The sequence below is a fragment of the Cupriavidus sp. IDO genome (assembly GCF_000812465.1).
GTDB lineage: Bacteria > Pseudomonadota > Gammaproteobacteria > Burkholderiales > Burkholderiaceae > Cupriavidus.
The window spans coordinates 32,769-45,260 of sequence record NZ_JWMA01000027.1 but is presented as its reverse complement, the minus strand read 5'-3'; the positions used below and the strand labels follow the sequence as shown (position 1 = coordinate 45,260).

11 protein-coding genes are annotated in these 12,492 nt (G+C 65.1%); 6 read left to right on the top strand and 5 right to left on the bottom strand.

The genetic code is table 11. The features are described 5' to 3' along the window. The first annotated feature begins 2 nt into the window (after positions 1-2). Complete coding sequence (locus tag RM96_RS08600) at positions 3-452, top strand: hypothetical protein (RefSeq protein WP_238587167.1); 450 nt, start codon at positions 3-5, stop codon at positions 450-452. An 18-nt stretch (positions 453-470) separates the two neighbouring features. On the opposite strand, the gene RM96_RS08595 is transcribed toward RM96_RS08600, so the two are convergent. Next, a complete protein-coding gene (locus RM96_RS08595; protein ID WP_052279396.1) occupies positions 471-860 on the bottom strand; it encodes a potassium channel family protein in 390 nt (129 codons plus the stop codon). Between the two features lie 717 nt (positions 861-1,577). Here RM96_RS08595 and RM96_RS08590 point away from each other — a divergent pair. From RM96_RS08590 to RM96_RS08570, 5 genes are all read left to right on the top strand, one after another. Further along, positions 1,578-3,236 (top strand): SulP family inorganic anion transporter, encoded by a 1,659-nt coding sequence (locus RM96_RS08590; RefSeq protein ID WP_052279395.1) that lies wholly within the window; start codon positions 1,578-1,580, stop codon positions 3,234-3,236. Positions 3,237-3,377: 141 nt separating this feature from the next. Beyond that, positions 3,378-4,502: an ABC transporter permease gene (locus tag RM96_RS08585; protein ID WP_052279394.1), complete on the top strand. Its 1,125-nt coding sequence runs from the start codon at positions 3,378-3,380 to the stop codon at positions 4,500-4,502. A gap of 2 nt (positions 4,503-4,504) precedes the next feature. After that, the gene (locus RM96_RS08580; RefSeq protein ID WP_039009730.1) at positions 4,505-5,263 is read left to right on the top strand and encodes an ABC transporter ATP-binding protein; all 759 of its coding nucleotides are present in this window, start codon (positions 4,505-4,507) and stop codon (positions 5,261-5,263) included. Between the two features lie 30 nt (positions 5,264-5,293). Further along, positions 5,294-6,184, top strand: a complete 891-nt coding sequence (locus tag RM96_RS08575; RefSeq protein WP_039009728.1) for an MlaD family protein — start codon at positions 5,294-5,296, stop codon at positions 6,182-6,184. A 2-nt stretch (positions 6,185-6,186) separates the two neighbouring features. Then, positions 6,187-6,801 carry an ABC-type transport auxiliary lipoprotein family protein gene (locus RM96_RS08570; RefSeq protein WP_152624067.1) on the top strand — a complete coding sequence of 205 codons (615 nt, stop codon included), beginning with the start codon at positions 6,187-6,189 and terminating at the stop codon, positions 6,799-6,801. 34 nt (positions 6,802-6,835) lie between these two features. Here RM96_RS08570 and RM96_RS08565 read toward each other — a convergent pair whose 3' ends face one another. From RM96_RS08565 to RM96_RS08550, 4 genes are all read right to left on the bottom strand, one after another. Further along, entirely contained in the window at positions 6,836-8,077 is a 1,242-nt protein-coding gene (locus RM96_RS08565) for a thiolase family protein (RefSeq protein ID WP_039009724.1), read from the bottom strand. A gap of 65 nt (positions 8,078-8,142) precedes the next feature. Further along, the gene (locus RM96_RS08560; protein ID WP_039009722.1) at positions 8,143-9,261 is read right to left on the bottom strand and encodes a saccharopine dehydrogenase family protein; all 1,119 of its coding nucleotides are present in this window, start codon (positions 9,259-9,261) and stop codon (positions 8,143-8,145) included. A gap of 72 nt (positions 9,262-9,333) precedes the next feature. Then, positions 9,334-10,944: an AMP-binding protein gene (locus RM96_RS08555; RefSeq protein WP_039009720.1), complete on the bottom strand. Its 1,611-nt coding sequence runs from the start codon at positions 10,942-10,944 to the stop codon at positions 9,334-9,336. Then, positions 10,944-12,227, bottom strand: a complete 1,284-nt coding sequence (locus RM96_RS08550) for an acyl-CoA dehydrogenase family protein (protein WP_052279393.1) — start codon at positions 12,225-12,227, stop codon at positions 10,944-10,946. Before RM96_RS08550 ends, RM96_RS08555 begins: the two co-directional genes overlap by 1 nt. Between the last annotated feature and the right edge of the window lie 265 nt (positions 12,228-12,492).

The following is a 12,492-nucleotide window of genomic DNA, read 5'->3' as shown; positions in this document are numbered from 1 at the left end:
CCTTGAACATTTCGGTCGTATCCGCACTGGCTGCGTTGGCCGGCACGTTTATCGGCGGCCTGACATCCGTATTCGGCGCCTGGCTGGCGCATCGCACCCAGGTCAGGGAACAGTGGCTGGCGCAGGACCACTTCCGCCGGGAAGACCTGTACAAGGCATTCATCGAGGAAGCGTCGCACTGCTACATGGACGCATTGCAACATCACGTGCCGGATATGCCGGCGCTCGTCAGCCTCTACGCGAAGATGAGCCAGATGCGCATACTGTCCTCGCCCGAGGTTGTGGCGAAAGCCGAGCAGGTCGGGCAGACCATTGTCGATGCCTACTTGTCCCCGGACAAGAGCTTCGTGGAACTGCGACCCATGATCGCCGATGGCTCGATTGAAATCCTGGGCCCGTTCAGCAAGGCCTGCCGCACGGAATTCGAGATCTCCCGCGTACGTCGGATCTGAGCGGGCAATCTGACAGGGTTACCGCGGCCGGATGCCAGCCCGGTGGGCGGCTGCCTGAACGCCATAGACCGCTGCCGCAGTCACCAGCCCGGTGATCAGCACCCCCAGCAGACCCAGCAGCACCGAAATGATCCGGCCCAGATCAGTGGTCGGGACCACGTCTCCGTACCCGATCGTCAATGCAGTAATGGCACAGAAGTAGGCCACGCGCCCCGCGGACGCCGGCGCTCCCGTGGCTGTCTCTACCGCCCCGCCGGCGTAGTGCATGGCGATCGATAGCACCACGAATACTGAAAACAGAATGAACAACAACCCACGCAGATGCGAGAGCACTCTCGCAAACTCGCCAATCGCATCGCGTGGCTGGATACGTGGTTTGGTGGCGGCACCGCCGGCGGGTTTATCCATGTTGCGCTCCTCCCGTGAATCCTCTTTTGAATTTTGATGATGAGAGCCTAGACTCAGTTTTCCTGACGCGCACGGGCAATCGCATGCCTGTGCTCGGTCAGATACTTCAAGTCTGCCAGCGGGGGCGCCCGTGACGCGGGACAGCATTTTTTCCGACCTGAATGTCGTTGACCTGGCAAGTTGAATCGCCGGCCCCGCCGCAACAACGATCCTCTCCGACTACGGCGTCGACGTGCAGAAGGAAGCCGCGGGACGCTCCGTGGACGCGCTCGCGTCGGAGCGCGACCAGTGCAGCCATTGCGGACGATCTGGCAGGAACGCTCGCAGCCGCCGGCGCCGAACGTATCCGGGGCCTGACCGGAGACAGCCTCAACGGCTTGGCATTCAGCCTGGAGCGCGCCGGCAGCATCCGCTGCATGCCAACGTGACAGCACGTTTGACTCACTGCACCCTGACGACCAAACTGTAAGCGCCACCTCGCACAAAAAGGCAGCCCCCCAGGGAGCCCGACATGCCCAAGGAAAAGGCCCGGCCCGACCTGTCTGATTCGGGCGGGCACAGGAAGTCCATATCCATCCTGGAAAGACGTTCCAGGCCCTCTTTCGAAGCGCATGTCCGGGAGACATGACCATGCAACACGGATGGCAACGCCAGGCCGCCCGCCGTCGCCCACTCGCCGGAGCGTCCCGCAGGGCAACAGGCTCTGTCAGCCCGCCGATGCCCCGGTGGCTGCATGACTACCGCAAGGAATGGGCGGCACCGGATGTGGTAGCCGGGCTGACCGCTGCCGCGGTGGTCATCCCCAAGGCGCTTGCCTATGCCACCATTGCCGGCCTGCCCGTCCAGGTTGGCCTGTATACAGTCTTTGCCCCAATGCTGATCTACGCCCTGCTCGGCAGTTCGCGTACGCTCAGCGTGAGCACAACCACGACGCTCGCGATCCTGGTCGCCGCCGCATTCGCGAGCCTTGGCCCACACCCCGCCCCATCGACGCTGATCGCGGCGTCGGCCACGCTGACGTTCCTGGTAGGCGCCATGCTCCTCGCGGCGCGGCTGCTGCGGCTTGGCTTCGTCGCCGACTTCATCTCCGAGCCCGTGCTGATCGGTTTCAAGGCCGGGATCGGCATTGTCATCGTGGTGGACCAGATCCCGAAGCTACTCGGCATTCATATTCAAAAGGGTTCGTTCTTCCATAACCTGCTGGCCATTGCGCAGGGTATTCCGCATGCGTCATTGGCGACTGCGGCCGTGGGCATCGCGATGGTCGGGATCCTGTTGTCAATGGAGCACTGGCTGCCGCGCGCGCCCGCGCCCCTCATTGCCGTTGCCGCCGGCATTGCCGGCGTTTCGCTGCTGAACCTCCCGGCCCACGGCGTGGCCATCGTCGGCAAGGTCCCGACCGGCCTGCCGCCGCTGACTCTGCCCGACCTGGAACTGATGCAGCAGCTATGGCCGGGAGCACTAGGCATTGCACTGATGAGCTTCACGGAAAGCATCGCCGCCGGCCGGGCGTTCGTACAAAGCGGCGAGCGGTCCCCCGCCGCGAACCGCGAACTGATGGCCACGGGCTTCGCGAACCTGGGAGGCGCATTCCTTGGCGCCATGGCTGCCGGCGGCGGGACCACGCAGACTGCCGTCAACAAGATGTCGGGCGCACGTTCGCAACTGGCCGGCCTTGTGACAGCACTGGCGGCGCTGGGGACAATGCTGGTGCTCGCGCCATTGGTGGGCCTGATGCCGGAAGCCACCCTTGCCGCCGTGGTCATCGTCTATTCCATCACGCTGATCAAGCCTGCCGAATTTCGCCTGATTCTCAGTGTGCGACGGACAGAATTCAGTTGGGCCGTGATTGCCATGGTCGGCGTTGTCGTGTTGGGCACGTTGCAGGGCATCGTGATCGCCATCATCGTGTCACTGCTGGCGCTGGCCTACCAGACCTCCGACCCGCCCCTCTATGTGCTGGTCCGCAAGCCGAACACCAACGTGTTCCGGCCACGGTCGGATGAGCATCCTGAAGATGAAACGATCCCCGGCCTGCTGATGGTGAGGCCGGAAGGACGCGTGTATTTTGCGAATGCGCGGCATATCGGCCATAAGCTCAGGCCGATGGTTGCCCAGGTCAGGCCAAAGGTGCTGGTGCTGGACCTGGCCGGCGTCTCGGACCTGGAGTACACCGCGCTTCATATGCTGATCGATGCGGAAAAGAAGCTGCGCGAGGAAGAAGAGGTCCTGCTCTGGCTCGTCGGCATGAATCCCGATGTGCTTGCCATGGTCCGCCACTCTCCGCTGGGGGAAACGCTGACGCGCGACCGGATGTTCTTCACCCTTGACCTGGCAGTCGCCAGATTTGAAGCGGACCACGTCAACGCCTCCTGATCTCGTGTCCCAAGGCACGTCCTGGAAGCCGGCCACACGGCGCTTTTTCGACTATGTTAAGAGGAGCTTCAGATTCATCTGGCGACCGGCAGGCGGCCGGCATGCCATACGCTACCGGGATGACTGCAGGGAGGTAGGCCAATGGCTGCGTCGGTGCCGATGGAACGTGCCCAGGCCGGAAAGCCGCACTGGCGTATCGAGAACGGCACAGCCATTCTTGAAGGGCTGTGGACGTTTCCTGCGCTGCACGGCCAGATTGCCGCCACCGAACAGGCACTTCACGCCGTGGCCGCATCGCGCTGGGACATCAGCGGCGTGGAGCGCTTCGACACCGTTGGCCTGCGTCTGCTTGTGCGCAGCTGGGATCGCGTGCTGCCGCAGCAGCTCGTCTGCAGCGACGCGCAGCGCGCACTGCTGGAACAGATCCTCGCGGTCGGCGATGCGCCGCCTTTGCCAAGGCGGCATATCCTCGTCGATACGCTGACGGCAATCGGTGAAGCCCTGCTCCATCCGTTCAGCCATGTCGGGGATTTTCTGCGCCTGCTGGGCGGCTATGTGCTCGCCTCGCTCGTCATCGTGCTCAGGCCCCGCCTGATGCCATGGCGCGAACTGTCGGTGGAAAGCTATCGGGCAGGTGTCACCGCATTGGGGATCACCGCGCTGGTCGGCTACCTGATCGGCATGGTGCTGAGCTACCTGTCTGCGCAGCAGTTGCTGCAGTACGGCGCGAACATCTTCATCGTCGACTTCCTCGGTATCGCCGTCCTGCGCGAGCTGGGGCCCCTGTTGTGCGCCATCCTGATCGCGGGCAGGTCGGGGTCGGCACTGACCGCCCGGATCGGCGCCATGAAGCTGAGCCAGGAGCTGGATGCCATGAGCGTGCACGGGATCTCGCATACGCTGCGGCTCTACTGGCCGATGATTTCCTCTCTGGCCCTTGCCGTGCCGCTGCTGACGCTCTGGACCACACTGTTCGCCCTGGCCGGCGGTGCGGTGGCCGCCAGGGGGCAACTGGATATCCCGTTCTCGCTGTTTATCGACCGCTTCCGGGATGTCGTACCGGTTCGGCAGCTCTATATCGGACTGGCCAAAGGCGTCATGTTCGGCTTCGCCATCGGCATGGTCGGTTGCCACTTTGGCGAACGCGTGAAGCCGGACAGCACCAGTGTCGGCACCTCGACCACGGCTTCCGTGGTGGCATCGATCACGCTGGTGATCGTGCTGGACGCGATCGTCGCCGTGGCACTTTCACTGACGGGCAAATGAACATGGCTGAGCCCGCACAACCGGCCTTGCCCGTGCGCATGACGGGAATCTGGACGACCTTCGGCAGCAAGGTCATCCACCAGGATGTCAGCCTGGAAGTCAGGCCGGGCGAGGTGGTAGCGCTGGTTGGCGGCTCCGGCAGTGGCAAGACCACGCTGCTGCGGCACATGATGGGCCTGACCGAGCCGGCCAAAGGCACCGTCGAAGTCTTCGGCGAACACATCCGGTCGTCCTACTTCCTGCGGCAGCGCTGGCTGCGCGAACGCTGGGGCGTGTTGTTCCAGTTCGGCGCCCTGTACAGCGCCCTGACGGTGCTCGAGAACATCATGGTGCCGCTGCATGAACGCGGCAACCTGTCCCGCGCAGAGATGATGGACATCGCCTATCTCAAGCTTGCCCAGTCGGGGTTGAAGCCGTCCGACGCGGACAAGCTGCCGTCTGAGTTGTCCGGCGGCATGATCAAGCGCGCCGCCCTGGCGCGCGCGATCGTGCTGGACCCGGAACTCCTTTTCCTGGACGAACCCACGTCCGGTCTCGATCCGGTGGCGGCCAGCGAGTTCGTCGAACTGATGCTGTCGCTGCGCCACCTGCTTGGGCTGGCGGCCATCGTCGTGACCCATGAGATTTTCCGGCTGGAACCGATGATCGATCGCGTGGCGGTGCTGGCCGACCAGCACGTGGTGGCCAACGGCACCCTGGAAGAGGTCCGCAAGGTCGATCATCCCTTTATCCACCAGTACTTCATGACTGGCGCGTCCTGACTGTCGCCAGGCCAATCCACGGGAGGCATCATGGAAAGCAAGACCTATGCGCTCTTCACCGGCATCTTCTTCGTCGTGCTGGTGGCGGCCGGCGCCGCGCTTGCCGTGTGGATGGCGCGCAGCCGCGACATCTATTCACAGGATCTCACGCTGATTTCCGAAGAATCCGTGAGCGGCCTCAACCGCGAAGCGCCCGTGCTTTACCGCGGCATTCCCGTTGGCAAAGTGGCCGATCTGCGGATCAATCCCAAGAACCAGAAGCAGGTCGTGATCACGGCGCGCCTGTCGCAGCCGTTGCGCCTGAGTACCGCGACCACCGCGAGGCTGGTCAGCCAGGGCATCACGGGCCTGTCGGATATCGAACTGCTGGACAGCGGGCGCGGTTCCCTGCTTGACCAGGACAACGCAACCATCCCGCTGGAGCAATCGTCGTTGCAACGCGTCGGCGCCTCCTTGCCCGAAGCTGTAGACGACTTGCGGCGGCTCACGCAGGCGCTGATCGAAATCGTCAACCCGGCCACGCGCGAAGACCTGCAGAACACCATGCACAATTTCAGCATCGCGTCCGGCGAACTTCCGGACTTGCTCAAGTCCGCCCGCACCAGTCTGGGCGGGGTGGACCGCCTGACGGGCGACCTGCGCGGCCTTACCTCGGACCTGAAGACCGAAGTGGCCGGCTTGCAGCGCGAAGCCACCGGCACGCTGTCCGGCTTCAAGGGCATGGCAAGCAGTTTTGACCGTTCCGCTGCGCGCGTGGACCGCAATATCCTTCCCCAGCTGGAGCAGACACTGCAAGGCGTCGATGAAATGACCAGCTCGCTCAATGAGGTCGCGGTCCAGCAGCGCGACGACCCGCAACGGATCATCTTCGGCAAGCATCCGTCCAGGCCCGGCCCGGGCGAAGTCGGATTCGGAGGCTGATCGTGCCGGCACATCTTCCCCGGACAGCCCTCGCATGCCTGATGCCGGGCGCGCTGGTTGTATGCCTGCTCGCGGCCTGCGCCTCGGCACCCACGCAACCGACCCGGTGGTCCATCGCCGGCGGGGAGCGTGCCGCGACCGCCGCCGGCAAGCTTCCGCCCGGCCTGCAGCTGCGCGTCACGGCCGCGCCCTGGATCAACCAGACCGGCTTCCTGTACTCGCTCGACTACAAGGCCGCCCAAGCAGTCGAAGCCTATGCACACAACCAGTGGATCGACCGACCGCCGGTGCTGATCGAAGACCTGATGATGCGCGCCTACGCCCAGGCGCGGTCCTCGCCACAGCCGGCACGTGGGGCCGGCGAACCGCGTCCGCTCGCGCTCAACCTGCGCGTGGTCGAGTTCGTCCAGCACTATGCCAGCGCCACCGAGAGCGAGGCGCGGGTAGCAGCGGTTGCAACGCTGAGCGAGTCGAACCCGCCGCAGGTACGCAGCGCGATGTTCCGGGCACAGGTACCGACACGCACGCCGGATGCAGCCGGCGGCGCGCAGGCATTCTCGGAGGCCAGCGATCAGCTGATCGAGCAGGTCTTTACCTGGGCGGCGGCGGCACCATAGGGCGCCGCCCGCCTCGCCCCACACTGGTTCCCGCTTACCTGCCCACGATGGTCAGGCAGGCAACCGCCTCTTCCACGCCGTGCAGGCCGCCGCCGTTCTCGGCAATGGCGATGCGGGCACCATCCACCTGGCGCGCACCGGCTTCCGCCCGCAACTGGGTGACCAGCTCGAAGATCTGCCCCAGCCCGGTCGCACCGATCGGGTGCCCTTTCGACTCGAGCCCGCCAGACGGATTGACGGGAATCCTGCCACCGATCGAAGTTTCCCCACGCTCCGCTACCCAGCCGCCCGCACCCGGCTCGCACAAGCCCATGGCCTCCACCTGGATCACCTCGCCAATGGCGCTCGCGTCATGCACTTCCGCGACCGAGACATCGGCCGGGCCAATGCCGGCGATCCGGTAGGCATCCGCCGAGCCCTTGCGCACGAGGTGCGCGCCAAGGTCGGCCGGCGCACGATCGCTGCCGCTCACCACCACCGAAGCCAGTACCCGGATCGCGCGGCTGCGGCTGCCGGTCAGCCGTGCCATGCCAGCCGCATTGCAGACAATGGCTGCCGCCGCACCATCGCTGATGGGCGAGCACATTGGCAGCGTCAGCGGGAAGGTAATGGGTGGCGCGCCAAGAACCTGCTCGATCGAGAAGGCTTCGCGGTACTGCGACAGGGGGTTGTGCACCGAATGGCCGTGGTTCTTGGCGGATACGGCGGCGAACTGCCGCTGTGTCGTGCCGAACTCGCGCATATGCATCCGGCCCATCGCCGCGTAGATGTCCATGAAGACGCTGTATGGCCTGGGCGAGCTGCTGCCCGGCGGCACTTCGACACCGTGCCCCATCGCCAGCAGGGCGGCGGTGCCGGCGGCTTTCTCATGGACATCCCAGGCGCCATCGAACACACTCAGCGTGCGTGCCTTGTCCGCCGAAAACATCTTCTCCGCACCGACAGCCAGGGCAATGTCCGCCGCCCCGGCCTTGACGTACTGGACGGCCAGGTGCAGTGCCGAACTGGCACTGGCGCATGCGTTCTCGATATTGAGCACGGGAATGCCCTGGATTCCCATGCTCCGCAGCGCAATTTCACCGCGGATCATGTCCTGGCCTTCCATATGCCCCTGCGTGCAATTGGCGAAGAATGCCGCCTGCAGCGCTCCTGCCTCGCATCCGGCATCTTTCAAGGCCATCGTGACCGCTTCGCGCGTCAGGTCCTTGATGCTCTTGTCCATCTGCTTGCCGAACGGCGTCATGCCAACGCCCACGATATACACCGTCTCACTCATGGTATGCCCCGTTTCGGGGGCGTCTCGCCGGTAGCCCGGCGCTAACGCCCCCTTGCATTCAAGTCTCAGAGGGAAGCCGCTTCCCAGGCGAGATAGCCCTGTTCCGCCTGGGCGCCGATCAGTTCCCGTGCACCGAACGCGGCGGCCGGAGAGGCAAAGCCCACGGCTTTCAGCTTGCCGGACAGGATGCGGCGAGCCGCTTCGGCATTGAAGACGCCGGTCTGCGCGTACGGCGAATTGCCCCGCAGCACGACGGACACCGACGCGGTATTGCCGCGGCCGTAGCACGACAGCACGCACCGGTTCACATCGGGGTCTTCGCGCGGCGGCTCCACGGTCGTCATGCCCAGCCCCCAGTCATTGGTGACCTGCTCGCGCTGCTCGTGCGGGAGCTTGCGGCACTCGGCTTCGAACTTCTGCAGCAGCCCGAGCACCGCCCCAAAGGCTTCCTGGTTCTTGAACGAAACCAGCGTGCGGACGTTGCGAACGCGGCTGTCGCCCTCATACCAGACCGGCTCGCCCCCGCCGCTCCACGGCAACGCGCTCAGGCTCACGTGCTCGCCCGGTACATGGACGGTGTAAGGCGTGGCATACGGCCACTCGACCAGTTCGCGGTTCTGGATGCGATATTGGGGGTTGGTGCACATGCGCAGGAACGACATGGTAGAGGCCACGCTGACCTGCGAATCCGCAAGGTACACCGACTCCAGCGTATCGATGCCCGGCGTTTCCAGGGCCAGTTCCGTCGCCAGCACACCTTCGGCCCACATATACGAGTTCGCGGGGCACAGCAGCAGGTCGCGCTGACGGAATTTCTCACCGAACTCCCGCTTCAGCTGGAACATCCAGTCCTGCTCGCCAGTGGTGTCCAGGTAGTGCGCGCCCGCCTGCAGCGCCGCCGTGACCACCGGCAGGCCCAGCTGCATGAATGGGCCGACCACGTTGATGACGAGCTTGCGCCCGGAAAACAGCGCGACGAGGTCCGCATGGTCGTGGCGCACGCCAACGCAGTGGTAGTCGTGCCCCTTCAGCTCAGACACCGCTGCCATCTGCGCCTCGACGCGCGCCTGGTCCCGGCCTGCGGCAATGAAGGGAATGCCGGCCACCGCCAGCTTCCAGGCGATCAGCTTTCCGGTGTAGCCACTGGCGCCATAGACGACAACTTGATATTGATCGGTAGCCATGCTTTGTCTCCTGCTGTTTGTGTGAATGCTTGTACGAATACTTGGTTGAGGGCCGGCCGGCGCAGCGCCGCGTCACGCCCGCATTTCGCGATAAAGCTGCTTGCCTTGTGCCTTGAAGGCCTCCAGCAGGAAGCGCTCCTGCGGCTTCTCCGATGCCGTCTTGGGAATCTCGGCCAGGACCTGCAGGTAGGACGGCACCATGCCTGCGTTCAGACGCTGCCTGCACCGCGAGAAGACAGCCTGCGGATCGATCTGCGTGCCGGCGACAGCCACGATGGCGGCCACCACGTCTTTCTCGCCAGGCGCGCCGGACGCGGCAGGCACGCCATAGACATAGACGTCCGCAACGTCGTCGCACTCGGCAATGACCTTCTCGATTTCGCCCGGCTGGATGAAGTCGCCGTTGTGGCGAATGCCGCCGCCGATGCGATAGTCGAAATAGAGCCAGCCTTGCGCGTCGCGATGCCCGATATCCCCCATGCGCAGCCATCCTCCCTGCGTCTTTCTTTCAGAAGCCTCGGGGTTGTGCAGGTAGACCACATCGGCCGGCGAGCCATTGGCCAGCTGGAAGATCAGCTCGCCTGGCTGGCCTGGCGCCACGTCGTGATCGTCCTCGTCGACCAGCCGCACGTTGAGGAACGGCGGTGGCTTGCCGATGCTGCCGGCCGGCCCCTCGCCCGTATTGATGGTCAGCCCGCCCTCCACCGCGCCATAGAACTCCACGATGCGCACGGCGAAGCGCCGCGCGAACGCATCCCAGATGGCGCCAGGCATGCCCGCGCTGATGACGAAGCGGACCGGGTTGTCGGCATCGTCGGCCCTGGGCGGCTCGCTGTAGATCGCCGTGGTCATGCCGCCGAGCAGCGTGAAGGTCGTGCAGCCGCACTTGCGCGCGATATCCCACAGGCGCGACTTGGTGAAGCGCCGGCTGAACACCGCGCGCATGCCAAGCTTGAGGCTCGCTGCAAGGGTCACAATCTGCGCGTTGCCATGCGTCAGGGAGAGGCCCGTATAGGGCCGGTCATCGCGGCTGTACCCGAACAGCGGTGCCCACCCTGCCGCGGCTCCGTAGCGGGCGTGCCGCATCACCACGCCCTTGGGGTCACCGGTGGTGCCAGAGGTGTACATGATCTGCATGGGCGCCATCGGATCCACGCTGCGGATCTCCGCCGCCGGTACCGGCCCGGACAGTACCTCGGAGACACGGCGGCTGCCTGTCCCCGGGGCTGGCACGTCAGGCTCGCCGGACTCCAGCACCCAGACCCATTCCAGCGACGGCACCTGGTCCCGGACCGCCTCCAGCGCCTGCATGGCGTAGTCAGCGCAGATGACTCCCTTGCAGCCCGAGTGGCGCAGCATGTAGGCGAGCTTGTCGCCGCGGGTGCGAGGATCAATCGGCACGAAGACCGTGCCGCTGATGGAGGCACCTACCATGGCTTCGACGAACTCGGGATGGTTTTGCATCAGCAACGCGAAGCGGTCGCCTGGCGCCATGCCCGCCTGGCCGAGTCCGGCCGCGATCCGGCAGCCGTTCTCCCAGAGCTGGCGGTAGGTGCGGACTTCCTCGGTCCCGCCAGCGCTCTCGAAAGTGAGGACGTCGCGGTCCGGTTCCGATTCCACCCGGTTGGCTACCAGGTTTGCCAGGATCAGTTCGTCGCGCGCGGCTTGTGCGGTACTTGACATCACAGCCGCTCCTCATCGATCAGGTAGAACCCGCCCTTGATGGCGAGGACCTCGTTGCAGCCGTCCTCGATGAGCGAAGCACGCGCATCGCGCAGGATCTTCTCGATCGGGTATTCGCGCGTGAGCCCGTTGCCGCCGAAGATCTGCAGGGCGTCGCTGGCAACTTCGAAGGCGTGCTGCGTCGACGTGACCTTCGCCATCATCCCGGCATGCAGCGCGGGAGGATCGTTGGTCAGGTTGTACTGCACCACGCGCTGGGCCAGCGCGCGCGAGCATTCGACCTTCCTCGCCAGGTGGAAGAGGCGGTGCGCGACAGACTGGTGACGGATGATCGGCACGCCCCCCTGCTTGCGCTCATGCGCATAGCCGAGCGCCAGTTCGTAGGCGGACCTGGCAGTGCCGGCAAACACCGTGGCCATGATGGAATTGGCGAAGGTGTGGATGGCATAGACAGCCTGCAGATAGTCATCGGGGCCGGCAAGCAGATAGTCCTTCGACAGGCGCACATCGTCGAAATAGATCTCGCCCTGGTTGAGCGCGCGCTGCCCGATCTTGTCCAGCGGCTTGCCGCGCGTGACGCCCGGTGCGTCCATTGGCACATAGACCACGCAGCCGCGCTGCGTGTCGGGGCCATCGCCGGAATCCGCCGCGCAGTAGAGGATGCAGACCTCCGCGATGGTTCCGTTCGATACCCAGGCGGACTTCTGCCCGTTGATGACCACACTGTCGCCATCCAGCGTCGCCACGCAGTTCGGCCGCCCGTACTTGCCCTGGGCGTGAAAGATCATGCGGTTCGCATCGAGCGAGTCGGACCCGTGATCGGGCTCGGTGATGCCCCAGCAGCCCAGCATCGTGTCCGGGAAGCGTTCCATCAGGAAGCGGTTGCCGAACGCGGCTGCCATGAAGGCGGGCAGCAGGCCCGCGCCGATCGAGATCGCCAGGCCGGCATCGCCCCAGCCCAGTTCCTCGAACAACACGCTCATGACCTGGGCCCGCTCGGCCGGCTCGAGTTCGAACATGGTAGCGATCGTGAAGCCGAGGTCGAGATACTGTTTGCGTGCTGCCCAGAACGGCGATTCGGGCGCGATCGCGGCGTCCGGTGTCATGCGGTCGAGCTGGATCCCGACTGGCCGCAGGACGTCCTCCGCAAAGCGGTGAACCGTCTGCTGGACCATGGCGGCCGTTTCGGACAATGCTGGCTGTGCGCCCAGCGGGCCGAGCTTTGGCTTGGGCGAGGCCGGCATTGCGGGTGCGACGGCGTCTGGTGTTGCCTTGGCATTCATGTCTTGTCTCCTTGGTCTGGCGTGGTGGCCGGTATCCCGTGGCGCCTGCGTGGGCGCTCGATCTCTGTGGCTGAAGATTAGGGCGGCGCCCCCGGGGCGACCATCACGCCGATCCGTGAATTTGCTTCCCCGCTGGTGTCACGGAAATCCGTGAATCGCGGGTGTAGAGCCGCTTGGCGCGCTGGCATCTGCCGCCCGGACGCGCTACGCTGGTGGCGATGTGACGCGTGCAACGGATCAGGCCCACACGGAGCTTCGCAACCCT

Excerpts from the sequence above, each read along its gene's own strand:
- RM96_RS08595 (WP_052279396.1), bottom strand. The coding sequence starts at position 860 with ATGGATAAACCCGCCGGCGGTGCCGCCACCAAACCACGTATCCAGCCA.
- RM96_RS08590 (WP_052279395.1), top strand. The coding sequence starts at position 1,578 with ATGCCCCGGTGGCTGCATGACTACCGCAAGGAATGGGCGGCACCGGAT.
- RM96_RS08585 (WP_052279394.1), top strand. The coding sequence starts at position 3,378 with ATGGCTGCGTCGGTGCCGATGGAACGTGCCCAGGCCGGAAAGCCGCAC.
- RM96_RS08580 (WP_039009730.1), top strand. The coding sequence starts at position 4,505 with ATGGCTGAGCCCGCACAACCGGCCTTGCCCGTGCGCATGACGGGAATC.
- RM96_RS08575 (WP_039009728.1), top strand. The coding sequence starts at position 5,294 with ATGGAAAGCAAGACCTATGCGCTCTTCACCGGCATCTTCTTCGTCGTG.
- RM96_RS08565 (WP_039009724.1), bottom strand. The coding sequence starts at position 8,077 with ATGAGTGAGACGGTGTATATCGTGGGCGTTGGCATGACGCCGTTCGGC.
- RM96_RS08560 (WP_039009722.1), bottom strand. The coding sequence starts at position 9,261 with ATGGCTACCGATCAATATCAAGTTGTCGTCTATGGCGCCAGTGGCTAC.
- RM96_RS08555 (WP_039009720.1), bottom strand. The coding sequence starts at position 10,944 with ATGTCAAGTACCGCACAAGCCGCGCGCGACGAACTGATCCTGGCAAAC.
- RM96_RS08550 (WP_052279393.1), bottom strand. The coding sequence starts at position 12,227 with ATGAATGCCAAGGCAACACCAGACGCCGTCGCACCCGCAATGCCGGCC.